Consider the following 25,066-nt stretch of genomic DNA (forward strand, 5'->3'; position numbering starts at 1 on the left):
TCCGCTCATCAGCCTGCCCGCTGCGGCAAGCTGATCCGGCACAGTTCGGAAGGCACGGCGATCGCATAAGCTACACCACCTCTCGGGACATCATCCCACCTCGTGCATTGCGGCGTCACGGCTTCATTGCGAAGAAGGGTCTCTTCGGGAGCAGGTGGTTTGCCTGCGCCCGCTCTTTCTCGCGCGTGGGCTGTACCTGGCAGCTGCTCCCGGCGCAGTCGGTAGACGTTTTCCGGCGCGGTCGCCGATGCTATGCCTCGATATCAGGAATCATGTGAGGCGACGATGCGCGCTTATCTCGACCTGCTGCGTCGTGTGCTCGACGAGGGCGTGCGAAAGGACGATCGGACCGGCACGGGCACCCTGTCCGCCTTCGGTCACCAGATGCGGTTCGATCTCGCCGAGGGGTTTCCGCTCGTCACCACCAAGAAGCTGCATCTGCGCTCGATCATTCACGAGCTGCTGTGGTTCCTGAAGGGCGACACAAATGTGCGCTACCTGCAGGAGAACAAGGTCACCATCTGGGACGAGTGGGCTGACGAGAACGGCGACCTCGGCCCCGTCTACGGCAAGCAGTGGCGCGCGTGGGAGGGCGCCGACGGCCGGACCGTGGACCAGATCGCCTGGGTGGTGGACGAGATCCGCCGCAACCCCGATTCGCGACGCCTCGTGGTGTCGGCCTGGAACCCGGCCGAGCTCGACAGGATGGCGCTGGCGCCCTGCCACTGCCTCTTTCAGTTCCATGTGGCCAACGGGCGCCTGTCCTGCCAGCTCTACCAGCGATCGGCCGATGTCTTCCTCGGCGTGCCCTTCAATATCGCGAGCTATGCTCTGCTGACGCACATGATGGCGCAGGTCACGGGACTCGTGCCCGGTGACTTCGTCCATTCCTTCGGCGATGCGCATCTTTATCTCAACCATCTTGACCAGGCGCGCGAGCAGCTCTCGCGAGAGCCGAGGCCGCTGCCGCGTCTGGTGCTGAATCCGGCCGTGCGCTCGATCTTCGATTTCGCCTTCGAGGACATCCTGATCGAGGGCTACGATCCGCATCCCGCCATCAAGGCCCCCGTCGCCGTCTGAGGAGCCGCCCCGCGCGGTGCTGTCCGGAAGAAACCCCCATGTCTCTCGTCATCCGTCCTGCACGTCCGGCCGACGTCGGCCTCGTCACGGCGCTCGTGCGCGAGCTTGCCGAATACGAGAAGCTGGCCCACGAGGTCGAGGCGACGGAGGGCCATTTCGAGGCGGCCCTCTTCGGACCCACCCCCCGCGTCTTCTGCGACATTGCCGAATGGGGCGGGGAGCCGGCGGGCTTCGCGCTCTGGTTCTACAATTTCTCGACCTTCCTCGGTCGCCACGGCATTTATCTCGAAGACCTGTTCGTGCGCCCGGCCTTCCGCGGCATGGGCATCGGCAAGGCCCTCCTCGCGCATCTCGCCCGGCGCTGTGTCGCAGAGGGGTTGGGGCGCCTCGAGTGGTGGGTGCTCGACTGGAACGAGCCGGCCATAGGCTTCTACAAGCGACACGGCGCGCGCATGATGGACGAGTGGACCGTCTGCCGCGTCACCGGCGAGGCGCTGACGAAACTGGCGGAGGCGGCGCCGTGAGCACCTGCGCCCCCGTCTCGCTCGCCATCATTGTCGCGGCGGCGGACAACGGCGTCATCGGTCGGGACAACCGCCTTCTGTGGCGGCTGCGCACCGACATGCGCCGCTTCCGCAGCCTGACGATGGGCCATCCTGTCCTGATGGGGCGCAAGACGTTCGAATCGATCGGCAAGCCTCTCCCAGGCCGCGAGACGATCGTGCTCACGCGGGCGGGTGCGGACCTGCCGGCGGGCGTCATTCGGGCGTCCAGTCTCGAGGAGGCGCTGGCGCTCGGGCGCGAGGCGGCAGAGCGCCTCGGCGTCGGGCGGCTGATGGTGGCTGGCGGCGCGCAGGTCTATGCGGAGTGCCTGCCGCTGGCAGACGAGATCCTGCTCACCCGTGTCCATGCCTCGCCGGAGGGTGACGCCGTTTTCCCGGCGATCGACCCCGACCTCTTCGAGGAGACGGCCCGCGAGGCGCATCCGGCCGGCTCCGAGGACGAGCATGCGTTCACCTTCATCGATTACAAGCGCAAACGTGAACGGTCGCGGGAGGTTTCGGCCGCGGCGAACCGTTGACGTTTCGCTTTCCATTCCCCACTTCCGGCCTTGACAGGCCGGGGATGGACAACCCATCAACGCTGGCAGATCGTTGCAATGTTGCGGCTGCGGCCGCTCCCGGAAACAGGTGAGGAACGTCTCAGCATGCCTTGGAGCAACCAGAGCGGCGGTCCGTGGGGCCAGAGGCCCGGCGGTCCGTGGGGTACGGGACCGCAGGGCGGTGGGGGCAGTAACCCTCCGGACCTCGAGGAATTGCTCCGGCGCAGCCAGGACCGCCTGAAGACGATGCTGCCGGGTGGCGGCATGGGCGGACGGGGCATCGCGTTCATCGTGCTGGGTGCCGTCCTGCTCTGGCTGGCGACGGGCTTCTACACGGTGCGGCCCAACGAGGTGGGCCTCAACCTCATCTTCGGCAAGTATGTGGGCAAGACCAACGAGGGCCTGCGCTACAACCTGCCATATCCCATCGGTACGGTGCTGAAGCCCGAGGTCACCACCGTCAACACCATCGAGGTGGGCATGCGCACGGGCGACACCTCGCGCCGTGTCTCGGCCAGCCGTGAGGTGCCGGAAGAGAGCCTGATGCTGACGGGCGACGAGAACATCGTCGACATCAACTTCGCCGTTCAGTGGCAGATCGACCCGGCGCGGCCTGAGGACTACGTCTTCAACCTGCAGAACCCCGATGCCGCCATCAAGGCCGTGGCGGAGAGCGCCATGCGCGAGGTCGTGGGCCGGCGCAACATCCAGAGCGTTCTGACGACGGACCGTGTTGCCATCGAGGGCGAGGTCCGCCAGCTCATGCAGGAGACGCTCGACAGCTACGGCGCGGGTGTGCAGGTCCGCCTCGTGCAGCTTCAGAAGGTCGACCCGCCGCAGCAGGTCATCGATGCCTTTCGCGACGTGCAGGCGGCCCGGCAGGACCAGGACCGCATGCGCAACGAGGCCGAGACCTACGCGAGCCGCATCGTGCCCGAGGCCCGCGGCCAGGCGGCGCAGATCCTGCAGTCCGCCGAGGCCTATCGCGAGCGCGTCGTGGCCGAGGCGCAGGGCGCGGCCTCCCGCTTCATCCAGGTCTACGAGTCCTATCGCGCCGCGCCCGAGCTGACGCGTGAGCGCATCTTCCTCGAAACCATGGAGCGCGTGCTGGGCGGCATGGACAAGGTGATCATCGACCAGAAGGAGGGTGGCCAAGGCGTGCTGCCGTATCTGCCGCTGAACGAGCTCATGCGGTCGCAGCCGCAACAGCCGCAGACGCGCGGCAATTCGCAGCAGGGAGCGGCCCGATGAACGGTAACGTCTGGAAGATGGGCGGCCTCATCCTCGCCGTCGTCGCCGCCATTCTCGTCTACGCCTCGACTTTCGTCGTCTATCAGACGCAGTCGGCCCTGGTGCTGCGCTTCGGTGGCGTGCGCAACGTCATCACGGAGCCGGGGCTCTATTTCAAGGTCCCGCTGGTCGAGAACGTCGTCTACGTTGACAAGCGCGTGCTCGACCTCGACCTGTCGGAGCAGGAGGTCATCGCCGCTGACCAGAAGCGTCTCGTCGTCGATGCCTTCACGCGCTACCGCATCACCGACCCGGTGCGCTTCTACCAGACGGTGAACAACGTCGCAGGCGCCAACCTGCGCCTCGGCAACATCGTCAACTCCACGGCCCGTGCCGTGCTCGCGGATGCGACCTTCACCGACATCGTGCGCGAGAAGCGCGCCGCGCTGATGCGCGAGATCCGCGACGACGTGAATGCCCAGGCGCAGGGCTTCGGCATCAGCGTCGTCGACGTGCGTCTGCGCCGCGTGGACCTGCCGCAGGCCAACAGCCAGGCGGTGTACCAGCGCATGCAGACGGAGCGTCAGCGCGAGGCCGCGGACATCCGCGCCAACGGCTCGCAGATTGCACAGAGCATCCGCGCCCGCGCGGACCGCGACGTGGTGGTGATCAAGGCCGAGGCCGACCGCAAGGCGCAGGAGCTGCGCGGCCAGGGCGACGCCGAGAGCAACCGCATCTTCGCCGAGGCTTACGGGCGCGATCCGGACTTCTTCGCCTTCTACCGCTCGATGCAGGCCTACGAGACGAGCTTGCGGGCTTCGGACACGCGGCTCGTGCTGGCGCCGGAAACAGACTTTTTCCGCTACTTCGGCAACGCCTTCGGCCGCAATTCCACTCCGGCCCGGGGCGGTCAGTCGCCTGCGCCGCAGCAGCCCGCGCCCGGTCCGCAGTCGAGCCTGGCCACTCCCTGACGGTGCGAACGAGGGGGGCGCTGTGGCATGACGGATTTTCTCGCAGCGCTCGGCCTCGTGTTGGCTATCGAGGGACTCATCTTCGCGGCCTTCCCGAGCGCGGCCAAGCGGGCGCTGGCGGAGGCCGCCGAGGCGCCCGTCGAGCGCATGCGGATCGTCGGCATCGTCTCGGCGATCGTCGGGGTCATCGTCATCTGGTGTGTGCGGTGGGGCGGCTGGTAAGGCCGGTTCCTCCGCGCCGGACAGGTGGCGGTTGCCGAGGCCGGCCCTGCGCCGGAGCCTTGCGACGGAGGGCGCAATCACGCACAGTTGCGCGTGCGAGCCGCTGTTCCGCCGTAATTGAAGACTGAAACCTCGCAGACCGGAGGGGGCGGCGGTGCGGGCCGCCGCCGGGCAACCAGTGACGGGTGGCGCAGGCCAGCGCCCCCAGGGAACGAGGATCACAATGACATTTCTTCCGCCCATTCCACGCGCTCTCGGCGGCACGGGGCTGCGGCGCGCGTTCTCCGCCATCGCGGTGGCGGCCATCATGGCCGTGCAGCTTCCGGCCGCCGCTTTCGCTCGCGGACCGGAATCGCTGGCCGATGTCGCGCAGGAGGTCATCGACGCTGTGGTGAACATCTCGGCCTCGACGACCGTGGAGACGCGTGGCCCGACCTTTCCCCAGCTGCCGCCCGGTACGCCGTTCGAGGATCTGTTCGAGGAGTTCTTCAACCGGCGCGGCCAGGGTGACGCGCCGCGTCAGCAGCGCCGCTCCAACTCGCTCGGCTCCGGGTTCGTCATCGATCCCCAGGGCATCATCGTCACCAACAACCACGTCATCGGTGAGGCCAACGACATCACCGTCGTCTTCACCGACGGCAGCAAGCTGAAGGCGGAGATCGTCGGCAGGGACAGCAAGCTCGACCTCGCCGTGCTCAGGGTGAAGCCCGACAAGCCGCTGAAGGCCGTGCGCTTCGGTGATTCCGAGGCGCTGCGTATCGGCGATTGGGTGCTCGCCATCGGCAACCCCTTCGGTCTCGGCGGCTCCGTGTCGGCCGGCATCGTGTCCGCCAACAAGCGCGACATCGATTCCTCGGCCTTCGGCAACTACATCCAGACCGACGCCGCCATCAACAAGGGCAACTCGGGTGGCCCGCTGTTCAACATGAACGGCGAGGTCATCGGCATTAACACCGCCATCCTGTCGCCCACCGGCGGCTCGGTCGGCATCGGCTTCGCCGTGCCGTCGTCGCTCGCCGAACCCACGATCCGCCAGCTCATCGAGTTCGGCGAGACGCGCCGCGGCTGGCTCGGCGTGCGCATCCAGAACGTCGACGACGCCACGGCCGAGGCTCTGGGCCTCGACAAGGCGCGCGGCGCCCTCGTTGCGGGTGTCGACGAGAAGGGCCCGTCCAAATCCGCCGGCATCGAGGTCGGCGATGTGATCGTCTCCTTTGACGGCAAGCCGGTGGCCCAGTCGCGCGATCTGCCGCTGATGGTGGCGCAGACGCCGGTCGGCAAGGAAGTCGACGTGGTCGTCATCCGCAAGGGCAAGGAGGAGACCAGGCGCGTCAAGCTCGGCCGCCTCGAGGAGGCGACGGACGAGTCCTCCCCGAGCCAGGGCGGACAGAGCGAGAAGCCGGCCGTCAGCCAGGTGCTGGGCCTCGAGCTGTCGAGCCTCAACGGCATGCTGCGCCAGCGCTACAACATCAAGGAAGACGTCAAGGGCGTGGTCGTTACCCGCGTCGATCCCAACTCGGCCGCTGCCGACAAGCGCATCCAGCCCGGTGACGTGATCGTCGAGGTAAACCAGGAGCCGGTGGCGAGCCCGCGGGATGTGACCAAGCGCATCGAGGCCGTGAAGAAGGAGGGCAAGAAGTCGGTTCTTCTGCTCGTCTCTTCCGCCCAAGGAGAGGTGCGTTTCGTGGCGCTGAGCCTGCAGTGAGCCGGCCACGTTCTGAAGCAAAAGGGGCGGCCCTCGGGCCGCCCTTTCGTTTTGGCCTCAGTCCACGAACTCGTCGCGGCGGTAGCCCTGCAGATAGAGGAGGGCGCTGAGGTCGCCGTGGTCGATGCGGGCATGGGCGGCGGCGGCCACTGCGGGCTTCGCGTGGAAGGCGACGCCGAGCCCCGCTTCGCCGAGCATGGCGAGGTCGTTGGCGCCGTCACCCACGGCAAGCGTCTCGCTGTCGGCGAGGTTGAAGCGGGCCCGCAGCTCGCGCAGCGTCGCAAGCTTGGCCTCGCGCCCGAGGATGGGCTCCTCCACCCGGCCGGCGAGGATGCCGTTCTCCTCGACGAGGCGGTTGGAGCGATGCTCGTGAAAGCCGATGCGGGAGGCGATGGGGCCGGTGAACAGGGTGAAGCCGCCGGATACCAGGCAGGTGTAGGCTCCCTGCGCGCGCATGGTGCGCACAAGCGCGGTGCCGCCCGGCGTCAGCGTGATGCGCTCGGCAATGATGCGGTCGATGGCGGAGACGGGCAGGCCGCCGAGAAGCGCGACACGTTCGCGCAGGGCAGGCTCGAACGGCAGCTCGCCGCGCATGGCCCGCTCCGTGATGGCTGACACCTGGGCCTTGAGGCCCACCATGTCGGCAAGCTCGTCGATGCATTCCTGCCCGATCATGGTTGAATCCATGTCGGCCAGGAACAGGCGCTTGCGCCGTCCGGCGCGCGGCTGCACGACGATGTCGACGGGCGCATCGCCGAGCGCCTCGCGCAGGCTCGCCGCGGCATCGACGCCCTCGCGCGGGGAGAAGGGGATGTCGGCCGCCACGCCTTCGTCCAGCCAGACGGGCGCCGAGCCTGCCCCGAGGTGCCGGGCAGCCGCCTCGACGAGATCTTGGCTGAGGACGGGCGTGGCCGGATTGGTTATGAGAGTGGCGACGTGGGTCAGGGTCTCAGTCATTGCCGGAGAAGATCGTGACGGAAAGGATGCGAGCCGTCCTCATCGCAGGGCCGACGGCTTCCGGCAAGTCCGCATTGGCGATCGCCCTCGCGCAGGAGCACGGCGGCATCGTCGTCAATGCCGATTCGATGCAGGTCTACGAGGACCTCAGGATCATCACCGCCCGGCCGACCGAGGCCGAGGAGGCGATGGTGCCGCACCGGCTCTACGGCCATGTGGATGGCGCGGTGAACTATTCCGTCGGGCGCTATCTCGCCGACGCCGCGACGGTGCTGGCGGAGGCGCGGGCGAAGGGCAGAATGCCCATCTTCGTCGGCGGCACGGGGCTCTACTTCAAGGCCCTCTGCGAGGGGCTGTCGGAGATCCCGCCTGTGCCGGACGAGGTGCGGGCGGCGGTGCGCGCCGCGGCAGAGGGCAGGGAGACGCCGCTGCTCTATGCCGATCTTGCGGCGCGTGACCCCGTCACTGCCGCGCGCCTCAACCCGACCGACCGGCTGCGTATCCTGCGTGCCCTGGAGGTTTTTGCGGCGACGGGCCGGCCCATCGTGAGCTTCCATGGCCGGCGCGGACGTCCGCTCCTCTCGGGCTGGCGCCTCGGAAAGTACTTCCTCGCACCCGAGCGAGCGGCGCTCTTTGCGCGCATCGACCGCCGCTTCTCGGCGATGATGGAGGCGGGGGCGCTCGAGGAGGTGAGGGCGCTCGCCGCGCGCGGGCTCGATCCGGCCCTGCCGGTGATGCGGGCTCACGGCGTGCCCTGGCTGATCCGTCACATCCGCGGCGAAGTGAGCCTGGAGGAGGCAGTCGGCAAGGCGCAGGCGGACACGCGCCATTATGCCAAGCGGCAGTTCACTTGGGTGCGTCACCAGCTGCCGGATTTCGCCTGGCTCGCGCCGGAAGTGGCCGAGGACGCGATCGGCGAGGCTCTGCGGGGCGCAGATCCTGCCGATGAGCAGCGATCTTCTGCTTGACCGGCTGGCGAGCCTCGTTTAGCGTGCCCGCCACAGACGTGGAAGGAACGTGCGGCTTATGCGCGCAATTCTTATTGTAACGGGGGCGCCATCGACGGAGCGGAGATGATCCGCAGGTCCGGCTGGTGGCGCATGCAGGGTCCTTCGGGGCCCTTTTTTATTGCCCCCGGTCCGACCCGTCCGGCCACGCCGAGGAACGGAGAAGACGATGAGCGAGACGATGACCGGCGCCGAAATGGTGGTTCGTGCGCTGCAGGATCAAGGGGTGGAGTACATCTTCGGTTATCCTGGCGGTGCGGTGCTGCCGATCTATGATGCGCTGTTCCACCAGGACAAAATCCGGCATGTGCTCGTGCGCCACGAGCAGGGCGCCGTGCATGCGGCCGAGGGCTATGCACGCTCGTCGGGCAAGGTCGGCGTCGTGCTGGTGACGTCGGGCCCCGGCGCGACCAATGCGGTCACCGGCCTCACCGACGCGCTGATGGATTCGATCCCGATCGTCTGCCTCACCGGCCAGGTGCCGACGCATCTCATCGGTTCGGACGCCTTCCAGGAGGCCGACACCGTCGGCATCACGCGCCACTGCACGAAGCACAACTATCTCGTCAAGCGCATCGAGGACCTGCCGCGCATTCTGCACGAGGCCTTCTATGTGGCGGCGAACGGCCGGCCCGGCCCGGTGGTCATCGACCTGCCGAAGGACGTGCAGTTCGCCACCGGCACCTATGTGCGTCCGGCGAGCAACCAGCACAAGACCTATCGCCCGCAGGTGCAGGGCGACATGGACAAGATCAAGGCTGCCATCGAGCTGATGGCCTCGGCCAGGCGGCCCGTGTTCTACACCGGCGGCGGCGTCATCAACGCCGGGCCGCAGGCCTCGGCGCTGCTGCGCGAGCTGGTGCGCCTCACGGGCTTCCCCATCACGTCGACGCTCATGGGCCTCGGCGCCTATCCGGCTTCCGATCCGCAGTTCCTCGGCATGCTGGGGATGCACGGCACCTACGAGGCCAATCTGGCGATGCACGGCTGCGACGTGATGATCGCCATCGGCGCCCGCTTCGACGACCGCATCACGGGCCGGCTCGACGCCTTCTCGCCCAACTCGCGCAAGATCCACATCGACATCGACCCCTCGTCGATCAACAAGAACGTCAAGGTCGACATCGGCATCGTCGGCGACTGCGCCCACGTGCTGGAGGACATGGTGCGCCTGTGGCGCTCCTCGGCGCCGCAGGTGGACAAGGCGGCACTCAAGGCGTGGTGGGATGACATCGCCGGCTGGCGGGCCCGCAACTGCCTCGCCTATCGCCAGTCCGGCGACGTCATCAAGCCGCAGTACGCCATCGAGCGGCTCTACGAGCTGACGAAGGACCGGGACGTCTACGTCACCACCGAGGTGGGCCAGCACCAGATGTGGGCTGCCCAGTTCTTCAAGTTCGAGGAGCCGAACCGATGGATGACCTCCGGCGGGCTCGGCACCATGGGCTATGGCCTGCCGGCCGCCATCGGCGCGCAGCTTGCGCATCCGGGCTCGCTCGTCGTCGACATCGCGGGCGAGGCCTCGATCCTCATGAACATGCAGGAGATGTCGACCGCCCTGCAGTATCGGCTGCCCATCAAGATCTTCATCCTCAACAACCAGTACATGGGCATGGTGCGCCAGTGGCAGGAGCTGCTGCACGGCGGCCGCTATTCGGAGAGCTACTCGCATTCGCTGCCCGACTTCGTGAAGCTGGCCGAGGCCTACGGTGCCGTGGGCATCCGCTGCGAAAAGCCCGACCAGCTTGACGATGCCATTCGCCAGATGATCGACACGCCCCGTCCGGTCATCTTCGACTGCATCGTCGACCAGGCGGAGAACTGCTTCCCCATGATCCCGTCGGGCAAGGCGCACAACGAGATGATCCTGGGCGACGCGGCCGAGGACATCGGCTCCGTCATCGACGCCAAGGGCAAGATGCTCGTTTGAGCGGACGCGCGGGTCGCGGGAGGCGGCAGATGACGATCGGCCTGATCGGCGGCATGAGCTGGGAATCGACTGCGGTCTATTACCGGCTCATCAACGAGCGGGTCCGCGCCCTGCGCGGGGGCCTGCACTCGGCCGACGTGCTGCTGCATTCCCTCGACTTCGCGCCCATCGCCGAGATGCAGGCGAACGGCGACTGGGCGGCAGCGGGCGACATCCTGGCGGACAGCGCGGGCCGGCTGGAGCGGGCGGGTGCCGACTGCATCGTGCTGTGCACCAACACGATGCACAAGCTCGCTGACAGGATCACGTCCGCGACGCGGCTGCCCTTCCTCCACATCGCCGACGTCACCGCGGCGGCGATTCTGGAGAGCCCGTCGCGGCGGCCGCTGCTGCTTGCGACGCGTTTCACGATGGAGGAGGACTTCTACCGCGAGCGGCTCGCCAGCAGGGGCATCGACGCAATCATCCCCGGTCCGGCGCAGCGCGAGGATGTGCATCGCATTATCTACGAGGAGCTGTGCCGCGGCCGGATCGAGCCCGCCTCGAAGCAGCGCTACCTTGACATCGTCGCCGAGGCCGTCGCTGCCGAAGGTGCGGACGGGGTGATCCTCGGCTGCACGGAAATCACGCTGCTCGTATCGCAGGTCGACTTCGCCATTCCGGTCTTCGACACCACGGCGCTGCACGTGGAGGCTGCGGTCGCCTTTGCGGAAGCGCAAGAAAGTCGCGCGGCATGACGCCGGTCTGCCATCCGAGGGGGCTGCGCGGCGCCGCGCCGTCGCGGACGGCGAGCCGGCGGTTTGTGATCGTTCGCCTCACATCGCTTGATTGGACGGGCGCGGGGCGCCGCCCCAGTCTGGGCGCCCCACAGACGAAACCGGACGAAGGCCCATGAAGCTCGTCATCGCCAACAAGTGCTATTCCTCCTGGTCGCTGCGCCCGTGGCTCCTCATGCGGCACTTTGGAATCGCGTTCGAGGAGGTGCAGGTGCCCTTCGGCCCCACCTTCGACGATCCGGCGTGGAAGGCACAGATCGCGCGCTATACGCCGGCCGGCAAGGTGCCGGCGCTGGTCGACGGCGACATCACCGTCTGGGAATCGCTCGCCATCATCGACTATCTGGCTGACACGCACCCCGAGCTGCCCATCTGGCCGCGCGAGCGGGCGGCACGGGCCATGGCCCGTGCCATGGCGGCGGAGATGCACGCGGGCTTCGCGGCGCTGCGCGGGGCGTGCCCGATGAACCTCGGCAAGAAGTTCCCCGCCAGGGATTATGGCCCTGCGGTCGCGCGGGACGTGGTGCGCATCGCCGTCGCCTGGCGCGAGGCGCGGGAGCGCTTCGGCGCTGGCGGCCCCTTCCTGTTTGGCGCGTTTTCGGCGGCCGATGCGATGTACGCCCCGGTCGTCACGCGCCTGGAGACCTATTCCTTCCCGGTCGATGCGTCGACGCGCGCCTATATGGACGCGATCCTCGACCTTCCCGCCTTCCGCGCATGGCGCAAGGAGGCGCTGGCGGAGCCATGGATCGTCGCCGAGGACGAGGTGGACGCCGAGCCCATCGCCAATTATCGCAGTAGTGCGTGAGGACTATCATGCAGCACGTTCAGCCCCCTTTTGCAGGTCCGCCGATGAAGTCTCACTATTCAGATGCCCCCGCCGCCGAGCCCATCGCCCGCCACACGCTGGCGGTGATCGTCGACAACGAACCGGGCGTGCTGGCGCGCATCGCGGGCCTGTTCTCCGGCCGTGGCTACAACATCGAGAGCCTCACGGTTTCCGAGACCGAGCACGAGAAGCATCTCTCGCGCATCACCATCGTGACGACGGGCACGGCCAACGTCATCGAGCAGATCAAGGCGCAGCTCGCGCGCCTGGTGCCTGTGCACCGGGTGAACGATCTGACGGTCAGCGGCGACGCGATCGAGCGCGAGCTGGTGCTGGTCAAGGTGGTGGGCAAGGGTGAGACGCGCGTGGAGGCGATGCGCCTCGCGCAGGCCTTCGGCGCCCGCACTGTCGATGCGACGATGACGTCATTCGTCTTCGAGCTGACGGGCACGAGTGACGAGACGGAGCGCTTCATCAACCTGATGACAGGCTGCGGGCTGACGGAAGTGGCCCGCACGGGCATCGCGGCCATGGGCCGCGGCGCCGATCCGATGTGAGAGCGGGGCGCCGGCCGGGCCGTGGTGCCTGCTGGCGCCGACGCGGGCAGGGCGCTCGCCGGGCTTCCGGCGTGCGCTAGCCGGAAAAGCCGCCGCTCGTGAGGAAGGCGGCTTCCTCCTCCGTCATGGTACGGCCGAGGATGGGGTTGCGGTGCGGAAAGCGCCCGAAGCGGGCGATGATGTCGCGGTGCTCGACGGCGTGAGGTTGCCCCCGCTTGTCTCCCGCTGCCTCGTAGAGGGCGACGCAGCGCTCCTGGTCCGCGAGGCTCTCCGAATGCATGAACGGCAGGTAGAAGAAGCCCCGCATCTCGGGCGGCACCTGCCGATCAAAGCCGTTCGCCAGGGCGCGGTCGGCGATGGTGCGGGCCAGCGCATCCGTTGCGAAGGCGCGCGGCGTGCCGCGGAAGAGATTGCGCGGAAACTGGTCGAGCAGGATGAGCAGGGCGAGCGCCCCCTCTGCCGTTTCCTCCCAGCCGCTCACCGCACCGGCTGCGGCCGCCTCATGGGTGGCGAGAAAGCGCTGGCGGATCTCCTCGTCGAAGGCCTCGTCGCGCGTGAACCACCGTTCGTAGCCCGCGTCCCGCCAGAAGGAGACCACCTCGTCGGCCTTTGCGACAACCATGATGCGATCTCCCCTTCTCGTTGTTTCATATTGCGGACCGTCGGTGCGCGTTTCGGACCGCTCGCCGCCTTGGGCGCCGAATTTTACTTGACCCACAGCCCTTCTCGGGCTTTACCGCCGTCTCACAAACGTTCCACGACGCGACCCGTGACCTGACGACAGGCTGGGCCGACGTGCCATCATAACCACCTTGCCAAGGAAAGGGCCCAACATGCGTGTGTATTACGATCGCGATGCCGATCTCAATCTGATCAAGGGCAAGAAGGTGGCCATCGTCGGCTACGGCAGCCAGGGCCATGCCCACGCGCTCAACCTGCGCGACAGCGGCGTCAAGGAAGTGGCGGTCGCCCTGCGCAAGGGCTCCGGCTCGGTCAAGAAGGCCGAGGCCGAGGGCTTCAAGGTGATGGAGGTGGCCGAGGCCGCCAAGTGGGCCGACGTCGTCATGATGCTGACGCCGGATGAGCTGCAGGCTGACATCTACCGCGACCACCTGCACGACAACATGAAGCAGGGCGCCGCGCTGCTCTTCGCCCACGGTCTCAACGTGCACTTCAACCTCATCGAACCGCGCGCCGACCTCGACGTGCTCATGGTGGCGCCCAAGGGCCCCGGCCACACGGTGCGGTCGGAGTACCAGCGTGGCGGCGGCGTGCCGACGCTCATCGCCATCCACCGTGACGCCTCGGGCAACGCCCATGATCTCGGCCTGTCCTACGCCTGCGCCATCGGCGGCGGCCGCGCGGGCATCATCGAGACGACCTTCAAGGAAGAGTGCGAGACCGACCTCTTCGGCGAGCAGGTGGTGCTGTGCGGCGGCCTCGTCGAGCTCATCCGCGCCGGCTTTGAGACGCTGGTCGAGGCGGGCTACGCCCCCGAGATGGCCTATTTCGAGTGCCTGCACGAGGTGAAGCTGATCGTCGACCTCATCTACGAGGGCGGCATCGCCAACATGAACTACTCGATCTCGAACACGGCCGAGTACGGCGAGTACGTCACCGGCCCGCGCATCATCACGGCCGAGACGAAGGCCGAGATGAAGCGCGTGCTGGCCGACATCCAGTCCGGCAAGTTCACGCGCGACTGGATGCTCGAGAACAAGGTCAACCAGACCTCGTTCAAGGCCACCCGCGCCCGCGTCAACGCCCATCCGATCGAGGAGGTCGGCGAGAAGCTGCGCGCCATGATGCCCTGGATCAAGGCCAAGGCGCTGGTCGACAAGTCGCGGAACTGAGGTTCGACTGCCTTGCCCGCGTGGCCGCGACGCCGGCCACGCGGGTGTGGCGTGCGCAGCGAGGCGCGGGCTGGACAGGCTCGCGCCTTTGCCGTGTTGACCCCTTGCCGTTCTAGAAGAAAGGAAGGGCGAAGGCTCCGGGGGCGAGCAGCACGAAGGCCCACACCATGGCCGAGGCGATGTTCGCCATCTGGAACAGGAACTGCGGCATGGCGAAGATGCCGGCAATCAGCGGCACCACTGCCCTGAGCGGCCCGAAGAAGCGGCCGATGAAGATGCCCCAGGCCCCCCAGCGCATGAAGAAGCTGTGGCCGCGCTCCACCATCTGCGGGCGGCGCGACAGCGGCCACACCCGCGTCGCCGCGTCCTTGAAGTGAAAGCCGATGAGGTAGGACACCCAATCGCCGAGGCTCGCCCCCGCGGCGGCGCCGAGCCAGACCGGCCAGAATTCGAGGCCGCTGGCGCCGACGAGGGCGCCGATGCCGACGAGGATGCCCCAGGCCGGCACAAGCAGCGAGATGAAGGCGAAGGATTCGGCGAAGGCGAGCCCGAAGACGATGGCCGGGGCCCACTCGCCATGATCGCGCACGAAGGCCACCGTGCCGGAAACGATATTCTCGAAGGTCATCGTGCGCCCGGATGGAAAGAACGGCCCCCTTATGTCGGGTGCAGGCGGTAGAGTGCAAGAGAAAGAGCGGCGAAAGGCGGTGCCGGGCCGCAGTTGCGTCGCGGAGTGTATCGGGTAACGTCTGCTGCGCCCAACGAAGACAAAGGAATCGGAGGGGGTCGAGGATGGACGGGAATGCACGCTCCGGCTGAGGTAAGGGGAACGGATACCCCCGCGGTGCGGCTGTCACAGGTGGCGATCACCTTCGCCCTGAAGGGCGGAGGGACCTATCAGGCCGTGCGCGACATCAATCTCTCCGTTGGTGCCAACGAGTTCGTCGCCATCGTCGGCCCGACGGGTTGCGGCAAGTCGACCCTGCTCAACGCCGCAGCCGGGCTGCTCAAGCCGTCGGCTGGCGGAACGGAGATTTTCGGCGAGCGGCTGACGGGCCTCAACGCCCGCGCTGGCTATCTCTTCCAGCAGGATGCGCTCATGCCCTGGAAGACGGCCGTCGACAACGTGGCTGTGGCGCTGGAGCCCAAGGGCGTGCCGCGCGCCGAGGCGCTCGCGCGCGGGCGGGAGTGGCTCGGCCGCGTGGGCCTCGCTGCCTTCGCCGACCGCTACCCGCACATGCTCTCCGGCGGTCAGCGCAAGCGCGTCGCCCTGGCGCAAATGCTGATCCGCAACCCGCAGATCCTGCTGATGGACGAGCCGTTCGGACCGCTCGACGCCCAGACGCGGCAGATCATGGGCAACCTGCTGCTCGAGCTGTGGGCGCAGGACCGCAAGGCGGTGATGTTCGTCACGCACGACCTTGAGGAGGCCATCGCGCTGGCCGACCGGGTGGTGGTGATGTCCGCCGGGCCGGCGGCTCGCATCGTCGGTGATTATCCGGTCTCCCTGCCGCGGCCGCGTGACATCGCCGAGATCCGCCTCGATCCGGCCTTCCATGACATCCACAAGGCCATCTGGGCGACGCTGCGCGTCGAGGTGCAGAAGGCCTACGCCCAGGGAGAGGGGGGGAAGGCATGAGACGCGCGCCGCTCATCGCGATGCAGGTCGGCGTCGGGCTCGCCTTCCTCATCTTGTGGCATCTGCTCACCGCCGTGCCGATGGCCGGCGGCAAGCCGCTGTTCGACCCGTTCTTCTTCTCAACGCCGCTCGATGTCCTCCTGCGCACGTGGAAGGATCTCGTCTCGGGCGAGCTGTGGTATCACCTCGGCATCACGCTGACTGAGACGGTGCTCGCCTTCGCCTTCGGTGCCATCGGCGGCATCGCCTTCGGCTTCCTCTTCGCGCGGCGCGAGATCCTCGCCAATGTGTTCGACCCCTACATCAAGGCGGCGAACGCCCTGCCGCGCGTGGTTCTGGCGCCGATCTTCGCCCTGTGGTTCGGCCTGGGCATCTGGTCCAAGGTGGCGCTCGGCTTTACGCTCGTCTTCTTCATCGTCTTCTTCAACGTCTACCAGGGCGTGCGCGAGGTAAGCCCCGTGGTGCTCGCCAATGCCCGCATGCTGGGGATGAACGAACGTCAGCTCCTGCGCCACGTCTACTGGCCGGCGGCGCTGACCTGGATGTTCTCGTCGCTCCACACCTCGGTCGGCTTCGCGCTGGTGGGGGCCGTGGTGGGCGAGTATCTCGGCGCTTCGGCGGGGCTCGGCTACAAGATTCACGAGGCGGAGAGCGTCTTCGACGTCACCGGCGTGTTCTCGGGCATGCTGGTGCTCGCCATCTTCGTCATCGTGATAGACACTTTCGTCACGGCTATCGAGAAGCGGCTGACCGTCTGGCGGCCAAGCTCCGGTACGGCGACGGCGCAGGGGTAGGCGCGTAACAGCAGACAGAACGACGAGGGAGGAAAACAATGACATTCTGGAAGACGATCGCTGCAGCGGCCCTGATGGCTGTGGCCGGCAGCGCCGCACAGGCGGCGGACCTGGAGAAGCCGAAGCTTACGCTCGGCGTCGGTGGCAAGCCGCTGCTCTATTACCTGCCGCTGACCATTGCGGAGCGGAAGGGCTTCTTCAAGGAGGAGGGGCTCGACGTCGAGATCAATGATTTCGGCGGCGGCGCCAAGTCCCTGCAGGCCCTCGTCGGCGGGTCCGTCGATGTCGTGACGGGGGCCTACGAGCACACCATCCGCATGCAGGCGAAGGGCCAAAACATCCGGGCCGTCATCGAGCTCGGCCGCTTCCCCGGCATCGTGCTGGCGGTGAAGAAGGAGAAGGAAAACGCCATCCGCTCCCCGGCCGACCTTAAGGGCGCCAAGGTCGGCGTCACGGCGCCGGGCTCGTCCACCAACTTCTTCGTCAACTATCTCATCGCCAAGGCTGGCGGCAATCCGAAGGATGCGGCCTACATTGGCGTCGGCGGCGGTGCGGGCGCGGTCGCGGCCATGAAGAAGGGCGAGATCGACGCCATTTCGAATCTCGACCCGGTCATCTCCAAGCTCGAGGCGGACGGTGACGTTGTCATTCTCGCGGATTCGCGCACGGAGCAGGGGACCAAGGAGATCTTCGGTGGCTCCAACCCGGCCGCGGTGGTCTATCTCAAGCAGGACTTCATCGAGAAGAACCCCAAGACGGTGCAGGCCATCGTCAACGCCTTCTACAAGACGCTGAAGTGGCTGGAGACGGCGAGCACCGCCGACATCGTCGCCACCGTGCCGGAGGCCTACTACCTCGGCGACAAGGAGCTCTACGAGCGGGCCGTTGCCGCTTCGCGCGAGACCTATTCGCGCACGGGCATCATTCCCGAGAGCGGCATGAAGAGCGCGCTCGACATGCTCGTGCAGTTTGATGAGGAGCTCGCCAAGGCTAACATCGACCTGTCGAAAACCTTCACCGACACCTTCGTGAAGAAGGCAGCCAGCGGCAGCTGAGCCGGCTGCTGCGGGAAAGGAGGCGGCCATGGACGAAGAGAAGTTCAACATGGCGCTGCGCAAGTTCCTGAAGCAGGTGGGCGTCACCTCTCAGCGCGAGATCGAGCGCGTGGTGCGCGAGGGGGCTGTGCCCGGCGGCCGGCTGAAACTGCGCATGCAGCTCACGGCCGAGGGGGTGCCGCTCAACCATGTCGTCGAGGAAACGATCGAGCTGAAGTGAGGGCGCCTCGCTGCCTCACCGCCGCCGGCCGGGCGGAATCGCCCGCCGGCGGTGGGCCCGAGCAAGTCAACAGACGATCCATCGCGCAGGCGTGGGGCAACCCTCACGCCTTTTCATTTTTCCTCGCCGGCCGGTGCAGCTAAATCGGTGCTCTCCGCTCGGGAGGCATCCGCATGAACGTTCTTTCCATTCAGTCGCACGTTGCCTTCGGCCATGTCGGCAACGCCTCGGCCGTGTTTCCCATGCAGCGACTGGGCGTCGAGGTGTGGCCGATCCACACGGTGCAGTTCTCCAACCACACCGGCTACGGTGCCTGGAAGGGGCGGGTCTTCGATGCACCGATGATCGAGGAGATCGTCGACGGAATCGCGGAGCGGGGCGTGTTGCCCATCTGTGACGGCGTGCTGTCCGGCTACATGGGCTCCTCCGACATCGGCAACGGCATCCTCTCGGCCGTGCGACGGGTGAAGGAGGCCAATCCGGCCGCGCTCTACTGCTGCGACCCGGTGATCGGCGACGTGGGGCGCGGCGTCTTCGTGCGCCCCGGCATTCCCGAGTTCATGCGAGACCATGCCGTGCCGGCTGCGGACATCGTCACGCCGAATCAGTTCGAGCTCGACTTTCTCTCCGGCCGCAGCTCGGCGACGCTCGCCGAGGCGAAGGCGTCGGTGGCGGCGGTGCAGGCGATGGGGCCGCGTGTCGTGATGGTGACGTCCCTCCACACCGAGGAGACGCCGGCCGATGCCCTGGACCTGCTGGCTGCCGACGGCGAAGGCGTCTGGCGCGTGCGCACGCCACGCCTCTCCCTTGGCGTCAGCGGCGCGGGAGACGCCATCGCGGCGCTGTTCTTCGTCCACTTCCTGCGCAGCCGCTCGGCGGCGAAGGCGCTCGCGGCGGCGGCGGCCTCCGTCTACGGCCTGCTCAAGCGTACTCAGGAGGCCGGCTCGCGCGAGATCCTGACCGTGGCGGCGCAGGATGAATTCGTCACGCCGAGCCATAGTTTTCCCGTGGAGGCCGTCTAGAACCGGTTCCGTCGGCCAACCGGAGGCTTCACACTCCGGCGCGCGAGGCGCCTAATGGACGTTGCGGCTTCGCCGCGCGGGCCGGACGGGCGAGACTGGCAGGAGCGAGGGCTTGGGATGCGGCTGCGCGTGGCGACGTTCAATGTGGAAAATCTCATTGCGCGCCACCGCTTCGGGACGACGCCGCGTTTCGAGACAGCCGCTGCGATGTCCCTGTTCGACTTTCCCTCCAAGGAGCATCGTGAAGCCGTGGAGCGCTCGGTGGCGGTGGCACTGGAGGACGACAAGCGGCAGATGACGGCGCTTGCCATTGCCGAGGCCCATGCCGACATCCTGTGCCTGCAGGAGGTGGACAGCCTCTCGGTGCTGGAGGCGTTTTTTGCCAACTACGTGCACCGCCTCGCCGACAAGCGCTACGGCCATTTCCGGCTCAAGCATGGCAACGACGTGCGCGGCATCGACGTGGCCTGCGCCCTCCGGCGCGATCTGGTGTCCGGGTCGGGCGCGGTGCGCGCCACCTCGCATGCGGGCCTCACCTTCCGCGACCTCGATGTGTTCGATGACGACCTTGCCGCCATGGGGCGTCTGGAGACGGACCGGGTCTTCCAGCGTGACTGCCTGATGGTCGACATCGACCTCGGTGAGGCCACGCTGACGCTGTTTGTCTGCCACTTCAAGTCCATGAGTAACGGGCGTGAGGACGGCCGCGTCGCCACACTGCCGCTGCGCCGTGCCGAGGCGCGGGCGGTGCGGCGCCTGGTCGAGGCGCGCTTCGGCCCTGCCGTCGCCGAGGCGAACTGGCTCGTCGTCGGTGATCTCAACGGCTGCGAGGAGACGATCGGCCCCGGCGCCCGCGTGATCCCGGAAGGGGAGAGCGGCCTCGAGCCGTTGACGCACGGCTTCGCCGTCAACCCGCTGGCCGCCCTGCCGGCACACGAGCGGTGGACGCATTTCCGCCGCGCCTGGTCGGAGCGGGAGGGGCGCATCGTCGAGCGGCACATGCAGCTCGACTACATCCTGCTCTCGCCCGCGCTCGCCGCGGCCAATCCGGCTCCCGGGGTCGAGATCGTGCGCCGCGGGCTGCCCTATCGTGTGCCGCTCGACCCGCGGCAGGAAAATCGCTCGCTGGCGGCACTCGCAACCTCCGGCGATCGTTATCCCCGTGTTGGCTGGGACAGGCCGAAGGCGAGCGACCACTGCCCGCTCGTCGTCGAGCTCGACCTGCCGACCCGACGCAATCCGCCGCAAGCATAGGAATGGAAACGATGGGACGCCGCTTCTTCACGCTCGACGTCTTCACCGACACTGCGCTCGGTGGCAATCCACTCGCCGTCGTGCTCGACGGGCAGGGCCTCGGTGATGCCGGCATGCAGGCGATCGCCAAGGAGTTCAACCTGTCTGAGACGGTCTTCGTGCTGCCGCCTGACGATGCGAACCATCGCGCCCGTCTGCGTATCTTCACGCCGACGGCGGAACTGCCCTTCGCGGGCCATCCGACGGTCGGTACGGCGGTGTTGCTCGGCCTCATCGACCACGGGGCGAGCCCCGGGGCGCTCGCCTTCACGCTGGAGGAAAAGGTGGGGCTCGTGCCCTGCGCCGTGGAGGTCGTCGGCAAGGGCAAGGGGCGCGCCACCTTCACCCTGCCGCGCCTGCCGGAGCGGCTGAGCGACCTTGCCTCGCCGGCGGCCCTGGCCGCAGCGCTTGACCTCGCTGTGGACGAGATCGGCTTCGGCGTTCATCGGCCGGCCAAGTATTCGGCCGGCGTGCCCTTTGCCATCGTGCCGGTGGCGGGCCGGGCAGCGGTCGACCGGGCCCGGCGGCGCGTCGCCGCCTGGGATACGGCCTTTGGCGATGGGCCACGGGCAAACGCCTTCATCTATTGCCGCGAGCCGGTGGTCGAGGGGCACGCCTATTACGCGCGCATGTTTGCGCCGGATCTTGGCATCGGGGAGGACCCGGCCACGGGCTCGGCGGTGGCGGCTTTCGCCGGCGCTATCATGGACTACGACAAGCCCCCGGACGGGGAGCACACCCTCGTCATCGAGCAGGGCTATGCCATGGGGCGCCCCTCGCAGATCGAGCTGACGCTGACCGTCACGGACGGGGCGCTCGTCAAGGCCTCCATCGGAGGCTCGGCCGTGGTCGTCAGCGAGGGAGCGCTTTTCCTGTGAGCGAGGAGGCCGCCATCCTGCCGCTGGTCGGCGTCGAGGCCTGGTTCGATGCCGGGCCCTGGCCCTGGGCCGAGGAGCACAGGGCAGAGATCGATGCGCACTGGGCGCGCCGGAAGGCTGAGAGTCCGGCACTCTACAACGGCCGGGTGCTGGTCTGCTGCGAGCGGCGGGTGGAGGGCGGCATCCTCAAGGTGCGCTATCGGGAAGCAGACTATGCAAGCTTTCTCGCCATGCGCGACCTCGGCTTTCCGCCCGGCAGCGCCGGCAACTGCTTCGCCATAGCGGCGCTGCAGGCGGCCGACGGCGCCTATCTTCTCGGCATCATGGGCGGCCACACGGCCAATCCGGGGCGCATCTACTTTCCTGCCGGCACGCCGGACCCCGGCGATGTCCTGCCCGACGGGAGGGTGGATCTCGCCGGCAGCGTCAGCCGGGAGCTTCTGGAAGAGACGGGCCTCGGCGCGCGGGACGTCACCATCGAGGAGACGTGGACTGCCGTCATTGACGGCGCGCGCACCGCGCTGATGCGGCCGGTGCGCTCGCCCCTGCCGGCGGCGGTGCTGAAGGCGCGGATCGAGGCCTGGCTGGCGCAGCAGGATCAGCCGGAACTGTCGGGCATGCACATCGTGCGCACGCCGGCGGACATCGATGCCGAGCGGATGCCCTGTTTCACGCAGCTCTTCCTGCGGCACCTGCTGAGGGGCTGACGACGCAGGATTCGGCCAGCTGCCGTTTGGCCCGGTTGGCCCCGCCGCGGCGGCCGCAAGCGGCGCGCGGCGGGGAGGCGGTGCGATCAGCGATAGCCGTAGCGCGACTTGGTGGCGGCCAGCATCGCGCGCGCGTCGCGGTCAGCGCCGCTCATGCAGGTGCTGGCGGCCTTGTCCACCTCAGGCGTGAGCCTGGCGTAGACGCTGGGGTTGAGGTAACCGGTATCCACGTCGCGGCGGGTGATCTCACGGAAGGTGTTGATCTCGCGGGCGCAGGCACTGTCGCCCGGCAGCTGCGGCACGGCCGGGGTGGCGGCCGCCTGCTGCTGCGCCGGGCCCTCGCCTGTCGTGTTGCAGGCGGCGAGGGAAAGGGCCAGCACGGTTGCGCCGAAAAGCGTCGGCAGCGCGCGGATCGACATGTCTCAACCTCTCCAGATGGGTGAATCGTGAGTTGCAGCCTTGGCGGGCAATTGGGACGCGTCAATGGCAAGAGACGGCGCGAAGGGCGCTGCCGTGCATTCCCCGACAAAGTGTTGCTTGTCAGCACGTGGTCTCGTCGTTTAGAAGCAGTCTGGATATGTCGCCAGCGCGACGGGTGCGCTGGGCGAGCGCGAGGGGAACGGGCCGTGGTCATTTCCGGCTCCAGCACGACGATGGCAGGCGCGGCGTCCGCCGCCGCATCGCTGCGCGCGCTCGACGTGCTTCGTCTTTCGGGCCTTCTTCTTCTCCTTAGCCGCCCCTGAGAGCCGGCTGGGCACGCGTGCCTGGGCACTCAGGGGACGACGCAAAAGGCCAACCACCGACGAACCAGACGACACGCCGGCCGCAGTGCCGTGCCGCCCGAAGAGGACATTCACCATGACCAATCCCACCACCGACGCCGCGAAGAAGGACCGCGTCATCATCTTCGACACGACGCTGCGCGACGGCGAGCAGTGCCCCGGTGCCTCGATGACCTTCGAGGAGAAGCTGGAGGTCGCGGAACTCCTCGACAACATGGGCGTGGACGTGATCGAGGCGGGCTTCCCCATCGCGTCGGTCGGTGACTTCGAATCTGTCTCCGAGATCGCGCGTCGCACCAAGCGAGCCGTGGTCGCCGGCCTCGCCCGCGCCATTGCGGGCGACATCGACCGTGCAGGGGAGGCAGTGCGCCACGCCCAGCGCGGCCGCATCCACACCTTCGTATCCACCTCGCCGATTCACCTCGCGCACCAGATGCGCAAGAGCGAGGAGGAGGTGCTGGAGATCATTGCCGCGACGGTGGCCCGGGCGCGCAACCTCGTCGAGGACGTCGAGTGGTCGGCCATGGACGCCACGCGCACGCCCATCGAATATCTGTGCCGCTGCGTGGAAACCGCCATCAAGGCCGGCGCCAGCACCATCAACCTGCCCGACACGGTGGGTTACGCCACGCCGGACGAATACCGCAACATGTTCCAGACCATCCGCGAGCGGGTGCCGAACGCCGACAAGGCCATCTTCTCCGTGCACTGCCATGACGACCTCGGCCTGGCCGTGGCCAACTCGCTGGCCGGCGTCGAAGGTGGAGCGCGCCAGATCGAGTGCACGATCAACGGCCTTGGCGAGCGCGCCGGCAATGCCGCGCTCGAGGAGATTGTCATGGCCATCAAGACGCGCGGCGATGTCCTGCCCTACGAGACGGGCATCGAGACGACGATGCTGACGCGCGCCTCCAAGCTCGTCTCGGCCGTTACGTCCTTCCCGGTGCAGTACAACAAGGCGATTGTCGGGCGGAACGCTTTCGCGCACGAGAGCGGCATCCACCAGGACGGGATGCTGAAGAACGCCTCGACCTACGAGATCATGACGCCCGAATCGGTGGGCGTGACCAAGACCTCGCTGGTCATGGGCAAGCACTCCGGTCGCCATGCCTTCCGCGAGAAGCTGAAGGCGCTGGGCTACAACCTCGGCGAGAACGCGCTGGAGGACGCCTTCCGCCGCTTCAAGGACCTCGCAGACCGCAAGAAGCATGTCTACGACGAGGACATCGAGGCGCTCGTCGACGAGGAGATCCTGACGGCGCACGACCGGGTCAAGCTGGTGTCGCTGTCCATCATCGCCGGCACGCGGGGACCGCAGCGGGCGACGATGAAGCTCGATGTGGGCGGCGAGATCCGCACGCAGGAGGCAGAGGGCAACGGGCCCGTCGACGCCACCTTCAACGCCATCAAGGCACTGGTGCCGCACGAGGCGACGCTGGAGCTCTACCAGGTGCACGCGGTGACCGAGGGCACCGACGCCCAGGCCGAGGTCTCTGTGCGGCTCGCGATGAACGGTTCGTCCGTGACCGGCCGCGGGGCAGACCCGGACACGCTGGTGGCCTCGGCGCGGGCCTATCTCGCCGCGCTCAACAAGCTGCTGGTGCGCGGCGAGCGCCTGCACGCCCACGCCGCCGAATGATGAAAACGGCCCGGCAGCGCCGGGCCGCACCCCTTCGACCCGCGGCTATCCACAGCCGCGGGGCGGGACGGAAAAAAGTTCAGGACCTGCTGGACAAGCCGCACGGTCTTTGATACTTCCCCGCTCGTTCCGGCGGCGCTGGTCGCCGCAAGTTGATGGGCGCATAGCTCAGTTGGTAGAGCAGCTGACTCTTAATCAGCGGGTCCTAGGTTCGAGCCCTAGTGCGCCCACCATCAACTCGCTGATGTTGCTGGATTCCCATCGCTCGCGCTGACGGGCGATGATGTTTTCCGGTCTCACTGACCATTTTCCGATTCCCGTTCCGTCCCTGTTCTAGGCAACGTCGTCGGCAGTCCATCAGGCCGGCTCCCGTCAGCTTTCCACGGCTGTTTCGACTGGAAGCATCGTCCGCGCGGCGGCGGGCGCTGCGGGAACAATGCGCGGCAGGAGATGTTCGCTGGTCCTCGGCTGGGGTAGCTGAGGAGAGCCATCATGAAACGAATGCTCATTGGCGTCGCCGCGCTTGCACTCAGCGCCAGCGCCGTCCTGGCGCAGGATATCGTCTGCTATGATGCGCGCGCCGGCGCCGCGCCCTATCCGCCGACCCGGACGGCCGCCGGTGCGGCCTTCTACGACGAGCCGGTGGCTGCGCCAGCGCCGGTCGCGGATGTGGAGCGGGAGGCCGGCCCCTGGCGCCGGAACTGGGCGTGGGAAAGCTGCGCAGAGCTCTATCCCAGCTTCGATCCCGCCACCGGCACCTTCGTCGGCGAGGACGGTCTCGTCCATCTCTGCCAGTGAGCGTCTGTCGGGCGGTGGCG

General features: G+C 67.6%; 27 protein-coding genes and 1 tRNA gene. 24 read left to right on the plus strand and 4 right to left on the minus strand.

Annotated elements, in window-relative coordinates:
• Positions 1 to 285: 285 nt before the first annotated feature.
• The 7 genes from HNQ73_RS00005 (at position 286) to HNQ73_RS00035 (ending at position 6,310) form a co-directional block, all read left to right on the plus strand.
• Positions 286 to 1,080, plus strand: coding sequence for a thymidylate synthase (locus tag HNQ73_RS00005; RefSeq protein ID WP_183331006.1), 795 nt, complete (start codon positions 286 to 288; stop codon positions 1,078 to 1,080).
• 38 nt (positions 1,081 to 1,118) lie between these two features.
• On the plus strand, positions 1,119 to 1,604 hold the full coding sequence (locus HNQ73_RS00010) for a GNAT family N-acetyltransferase (protein WP_183331008.1): 486 nt from the start codon (positions 1,119 to 1,121) through the stop codon (positions 1,602 to 1,604).
• Positions 1,601 to 2,161 (plus strand): dihydrofolate reductase, encoded by a 561-nt coding sequence (locus HNQ73_RS00015; protein ID WP_183331010.1) that lies wholly within the window; start codon positions 1,601 to 1,603, stop codon positions 2,159 to 2,161. Before HNQ73_RS00010 ends, HNQ73_RS00015 begins: the two co-directional genes overlap by 4 nt.
• Positions 2,162 to 2,287: 126 nt before the next feature.
• Entirely contained in the window at positions 2,288 to 3,433 is a 1,146-nt protein-coding gene (gene hflK / locus HNQ73_RS00020) for an FtsH protease activity modulator HflK (protein WP_183331011.1), read from the plus strand.
• Positions 3,430 to 4,383 carry a protease modulator HflC gene (gene hflC / locus HNQ73_RS00025; protein ID WP_183331014.1) on the plus strand — a complete coding sequence of 318 codons (954 nt, stop codon included), beginning with the start codon at positions 3,430 to 3,432 and terminating at the stop codon, positions 4,381 to 4,383. Before hflK ends, hflC begins: the two co-directional genes overlap by 4 nt.
• A gap of 27 nt (positions 4,384 to 4,410) precedes the next feature.
• Positions 4,411 to 4,605: a DUF2065 domain-containing protein gene (locus HNQ73_RS00030; RefSeq protein ID WP_183331016.1), complete on the plus strand. Its 195-nt coding sequence runs from the start codon at positions 4,411 to 4,413 to the stop codon at positions 4,603 to 4,605.
• 223 nt (positions 4,606 to 4,828) lie between these two features.
• Positions 4,829 to 6,310: a DegQ family serine endoprotease gene (locus HNQ73_RS00035; RefSeq protein ID WP_183331017.1), complete on the plus strand. Its 1,482-nt coding sequence runs from the start codon at positions 4,829 to 4,831 to the stop codon at positions 6,308 to 6,310.
• A gap of 57 nt (positions 6,311 to 6,367) precedes the next feature.
• Here the strand turns inward: HNQ73_RS00035 and serB are convergent, their stop codons facing one another.
• On the minus strand, positions 6,368 to 7,267 hold the full coding sequence (gene serB, locus HNQ73_RS00040) for a phosphoserine phosphatase SerB (RefSeq protein ID WP_373284838.1): 900 nt from the start codon (positions 7,265 to 7,267) through the stop codon (positions 6,368 to 6,370).
• A 26-nt stretch (positions 7,268 to 7,293) separates the two neighbouring features.
• Here serB and miaA point away from each other — a divergent pair, with 26 nt between their 5' ends.
• The 5 genes from miaA (at position 7,294) to ilvN (ending at position 12,366) form a co-directional block, all read left to right on the plus strand.
• Complete coding sequence (miaA, locus tag HNQ73_RS00045) at positions 7,294 to 8,235, plus strand: tRNA (adenosine(37)-N6)-dimethylallyltransferase MiaA (protein ID WP_183332152.1); 942 nt, start codon at positions 7,294 to 7,296, stop codon at positions 8,233 to 8,235.
• A 208-nt stretch (positions 8,236 to 8,443) separates the two neighbouring features.
• Entirely contained in the window at positions 8,444 to 10,204 is a 1,761-nt protein-coding gene (locus HNQ73_RS00050) for an acetolactate synthase 3 large subunit (RefSeq protein ID WP_183331019.1), read from the plus strand.
• A gap of 29 nt (positions 10,205 to 10,233) precedes the next feature.
• Entirely contained in the window at positions 10,234 to 10,941 is a 708-nt protein-coding gene (locus HNQ73_RS00055; protein WP_183331021.1) for an aspartate/glutamate racemase family protein, read from the plus strand.
• 154 nt (positions 10,942 to 11,095) lie between these two features.
• Positions 11,096 to 11,788: a glutathione S-transferase family protein gene (locus HNQ73_RS00060; RefSeq protein ID WP_183331023.1), complete on the plus strand. Its 693-nt coding sequence runs from the start codon at positions 11,096 to 11,098 to the stop codon at positions 11,786 to 11,788.
• Between the two features lie 44 nt (positions 11,789 to 11,832).
• On the plus strand, positions 11,833 to 12,366 hold the full coding sequence (ilvN, locus tag HNQ73_RS00065; protein ID WP_183331031.1) for an acetolactate synthase small subunit: 534 nt from the start codon (positions 11,833 to 11,835) through the stop codon (positions 12,364 to 12,366).
• Positions 12,367 to 12,442: 76 nt separating this feature from the next.
• On the opposite strand, the gene HNQ73_RS00070 is transcribed toward ilvN, so the two are convergent.
• Positions 12,443 to 12,988, minus strand: a complete 546-nt coding sequence (locus HNQ73_RS00070) for a DUF924 family protein (protein ID WP_183331033.1) — start codon at positions 12,986 to 12,988, stop codon at positions 12,443 to 12,445.
• Positions 12,989 to 13,199: 211 nt separating this feature from the next.
• Here HNQ73_RS00070 and ilvC point away from each other — a divergent pair, with 211 nt between their 5' ends.
• The gene (ilvC, locus tag HNQ73_RS00075) at positions 13,200 to 14,219 is read left to right on the plus strand and encodes a ketol-acid reductoisomerase (RefSeq protein WP_183331035.1); all 1,020 of its coding nucleotides are present in this window, start codon (positions 13,200 to 13,202) and stop codon (positions 14,217 to 14,219) included.
• Positions 14,220 to 14,331: 112 nt separating this feature from the next.
• Here ilvC and HNQ73_RS00080 read toward each other — a convergent pair whose 3' ends face one another.
• Positions 14,332 to 14,847, minus strand: a complete 516-nt coding sequence (locus tag HNQ73_RS00080; protein WP_183331037.1) for a DedA family protein — start codon at positions 14,845 to 14,847, stop codon at positions 14,332 to 14,334.
• A 174-nt stretch (positions 14,848 to 15,021) separates the two neighbouring features.
• Between HNQ73_RS00080 and HNQ73_RS00085 the strand changes: the two genes are divergently transcribed.
• From HNQ73_RS00085 to HNQ73_RS00120, 8 genes are all read left to right on the plus strand, one after another.
• Complete coding sequence (locus HNQ73_RS00085; protein ID WP_183331039.1) at positions 15,022 to 15,858, plus strand: ABC transporter ATP-binding protein; 837 nt, start codon at positions 15,022 to 15,024, stop codon at positions 15,856 to 15,858.
• Positions 15,855 to 16,652, plus strand: a complete 798-nt coding sequence (locus HNQ73_RS00090; RefSeq protein ID WP_183331041.1) for an ABC transporter permease — start codon at positions 15,855 to 15,857, stop codon at positions 16,650 to 16,652. The genes HNQ73_RS00085 and HNQ73_RS00090 overlap by 4 nt, the downstream gene beginning before the upstream one ends.
• Before the next feature lie 38 nt (positions 16,653 to 16,690).
• The gene (locus HNQ73_RS00095; RefSeq protein WP_183331043.1) at positions 16,691 to 17,707 is read left to right on the plus strand and encodes an ABC transporter substrate-binding protein; all 1,017 of its coding nucleotides are present in this window, start codon (positions 16,691 to 16,693) and stop codon (positions 17,705 to 17,707) included.
• Positions 17,708 to 17,735: 28 nt separating this feature from the next.
• Complete coding sequence (locus tag HNQ73_RS00100; protein WP_183331045.1) at positions 17,736 to 17,927, plus strand: DUF6494 family protein; 192 nt, start codon at positions 17,736 to 17,738, stop codon at positions 17,925 to 17,927.
• A gap of 173 nt (positions 17,928 to 18,100) precedes the next feature.
• Positions 18,101 to 18,949, plus strand: coding sequence for a pyridoxal kinase PdxY (pdxY, locus tag HNQ73_RS00105; RefSeq protein WP_183331047.1), 849 nt, complete (start codon positions 18,101 to 18,103; stop codon positions 18,947 to 18,949).
• A gap of 54 nt (positions 18,950 to 19,003) precedes the next feature.
• Positions 19,004 to 20,203, plus strand: a complete 1,200-nt coding sequence (locus tag HNQ73_RS00110) for an endonuclease/exonuclease/phosphatase family protein (protein WP_183331049.1) — start codon at positions 19,004 to 19,006, stop codon at positions 20,201 to 20,203.
• 11 nt (positions 20,204 to 20,214) lie between these two features.
• A complete protein-coding gene (locus HNQ73_RS00115) occupies positions 20,215 to 21,120 on the plus strand; it encodes a PhzF family phenazine biosynthesis protein (protein ID WP_183331051.1) in 906 nt (301 codons plus the stop codon).
• On the plus strand, positions 21,117 to 21,827 hold the full coding sequence (locus HNQ73_RS00120) for an NUDIX hydrolase (protein WP_244649835.1): 711 nt from the start codon (positions 21,117 to 21,119) through the stop codon (positions 21,825 to 21,827). The genes HNQ73_RS00115 and HNQ73_RS00120 overlap by 4 nt, the downstream gene beginning before the upstream one ends.
• Before the next feature lie 86 nt (positions 21,828 to 21,913).
• Here HNQ73_RS00120 and HNQ73_RS00125 read toward each other — a convergent pair whose 3' ends face one another.
• The gene (locus tag HNQ73_RS00125) at positions 21,914 to 22,246 is read right to left on the minus strand and encodes a hypothetical protein (protein ID WP_183331053.1); all 333 of its coding nucleotides are present in this window, start codon (positions 22,244 to 22,246) and stop codon (positions 21,914 to 21,916) included.
• A gap of 439 nt (positions 22,247 to 22,685) precedes the next feature.
• Between HNQ73_RS00125 and HNQ73_RS00130 the strand changes: the two genes are divergently transcribed.
• The 3 genes from HNQ73_RS00130 (at position 22,686) to HNQ73_RS00140 (ending at position 25,046) form a co-directional block, all read left to right on the plus strand.
• A complete protein-coding gene (locus HNQ73_RS00130) occupies positions 22,686 to 24,248 on the plus strand; it encodes a 2-isopropylmalate synthase (RefSeq protein ID WP_183331055.1) in 1,563 nt (520 codons plus the stop codon).
• 157 nt (positions 24,249 to 24,405) lie between these two features.
• A tRNA-Lys gene (locus tag HNQ73_RS00135) sits at positions 24,406 to 24,481 on the plus strand.
• Positions 24,482 to 24,740: 259 nt separating this feature from the next.
• Positions 24,741 to 25,046 (plus strand): BA14K family protein, encoded by a 306-nt coding sequence (locus HNQ73_RS00140; RefSeq protein ID WP_183331057.1) that lies wholly within the window; start codon positions 24,741 to 24,743, stop codon positions 25,044 to 25,046.
• The last annotated feature ends 20 nt before the right edge of the window (positions 25,047 to 25,066 follow it).

Source organism: Chelatococcus composti (genome assembly GCF_014201415.1).
Taxonomy (GTDB): domain Bacteria; phylum Pseudomonadota; class Alphaproteobacteria; order Rhizobiales; family Beijerinckiaceae; genus Chelatococcus_A; species Chelatococcus_A composti.

Coding starts and splice junctions, on each gene's coding strand:
- HNQ73_RS00010 (WP_183331008.1), top strand. CDS start 1,119: ATGTCTCTCGTCATCCGTCCTGCACGTCCGGCCGACGTCGGCCTCGTC.
- hflC (WP_183331014.1), top strand. CDS start 3,430: ATGAACGGTAACGTCTGGAAGATGGGCGGCCTCATCCTCGCCGTCGTC.
- ilvC (WP_183331035.1), top strand. CDS start 13,200: ATGCGTGTGTATTACGATCGCGATGCCGATCTCAATCTGATCAAGGGC.
- HNQ73_RS00030 (WP_183331016.1), top strand. CDS start 4,411: ATGACGGATTTTCTCGCAGCGCTCGGCCTCGTGTTGGCTATCGAGGGA.
- HNQ73_RS00090 (WP_183331041.1), top strand. CDS start 15,855: ATGAGACGCGCGCCGCTCATCGCGATGCAGGTCGGCGTCGGGCTCGCC.
- HNQ73_RS00070 (WP_183331033.1), bottom strand. CDS start 12,988: ATGGTTGTCGCAAAGGCCGACGAGGTGGTCTCCTTCTGGCGGGACGCG.
- serB (WP_373284838.1), bottom strand. CDS start 7,267: ATGACTGAGACCCTGACCCACGTCGCCACTCTCATAACCAATCCGGCC.
- HNQ73_RS00085 (WP_183331039.1), top strand. CDS start 15,022: ATGCACGCTCCGGCTGAGGTAAGGGGAACGGATACCCCCGCGGTGCGG.
- HNQ73_RS00095 (WP_183331043.1), top strand. CDS start 16,691: ATGACATTCTGGAAGACGATCGCTGCAGCGGCCCTGATGGCTGTGGCC.
- HNQ73_RS00035 (WP_183331017.1), top strand. CDS start 4,829: ATGACATTTCTTCCGCCCATTCCACGCGCTCTCGGCGGCACGGGGCTG.
- HNQ73_RS00110 (WP_183331049.1), top strand. CDS start 19,004: ATGGACGTTGCGGCTTCGCCGCGCGGGCCGGACGGGCGAGACTGGCAG.
- HNQ73_RS00130 (WP_183331055.1), top strand. CDS start 22,686: ATGACCAATCCCACCACCGACGCCGCGAAGAAGGACCGCGTCATCATC.
- HNQ73_RS00140 (WP_183331057.1), top strand. CDS start 24,741: ATGAAACGAATGCTCATTGGCGTCGCCGCGCTTGCACTCAGCGCCAGC.
- HNQ73_RS00005 (WP_183331006.1), top strand. CDS start 286: ATGCGCGCTTATCTCGACCTGCTGCGTCGTGTGCTCGACGAGGGCGTG.
- HNQ73_RS00115 (WP_183331051.1), top strand. CDS start 20,215: ATGGGACGCCGCTTCTTCACGCTCGACGTCTTCACCGACACTGCGCTC.
- HNQ73_RS00080 (WP_183331037.1), bottom strand. CDS start 14,847: ATGACCTTCGAGAATATCGTTTCCGGCACGGTGGCCTTCGTGCGCGAT.
- HNQ73_RS00060 (WP_183331023.1), top strand. CDS start 11,096: ATGAAGCTCGTCATCGCCAACAAGTGCTATTCCTCCTGGTCGCTGCGC.
- HNQ73_RS00055 (WP_183331021.1), top strand. CDS start 10,234: ATGACGATCGGCCTGATCGGCGGCATGAGCTGGGAATCGACTGCGGTC.
- HNQ73_RS00125 (WP_183331053.1), bottom strand. CDS start 22,246: ATGTCGATCCGCGCGCTGCCGACGCTTTTCGGCGCAACCGTGCTGGCC.
- HNQ73_RS00100 (WP_183331045.1), top strand. CDS start 17,736: ATGGACGAAGAGAAGTTCAACATGGCGCTGCGCAAGTTCCTGAAGCAG.
- pdxY (WP_183331047.1), top strand. CDS start 18,101: ATGAACGTTCTTTCCATTCAGTCGCACGTTGCCTTCGGCCATGTCGGC.
- hflK (WP_183331011.1), top strand. CDS start 2,288: ATGCCTTGGAGCAACCAGAGCGGCGGTCCGTGGGGCCAGAGGCCCGGC.
- miaA (WP_183332152.1), top strand. CDS start 7,294: ATGCGAGCCGTCCTCATCGCAGGGCCGACGGCTTCCGGCAAGTCCGCA.
- ilvN (WP_183331031.1), top strand. CDS start 11,833: ATGAAGTCTCACTATTCAGATGCCCCCGCCGCCGAGCCCATCGCCCGC.
- HNQ73_RS00050 (WP_183331019.1), top strand. CDS start 8,444: ATGAGCGAGACGATGACCGGCGCCGAAATGGTGGTTCGTGCGCTGCAG.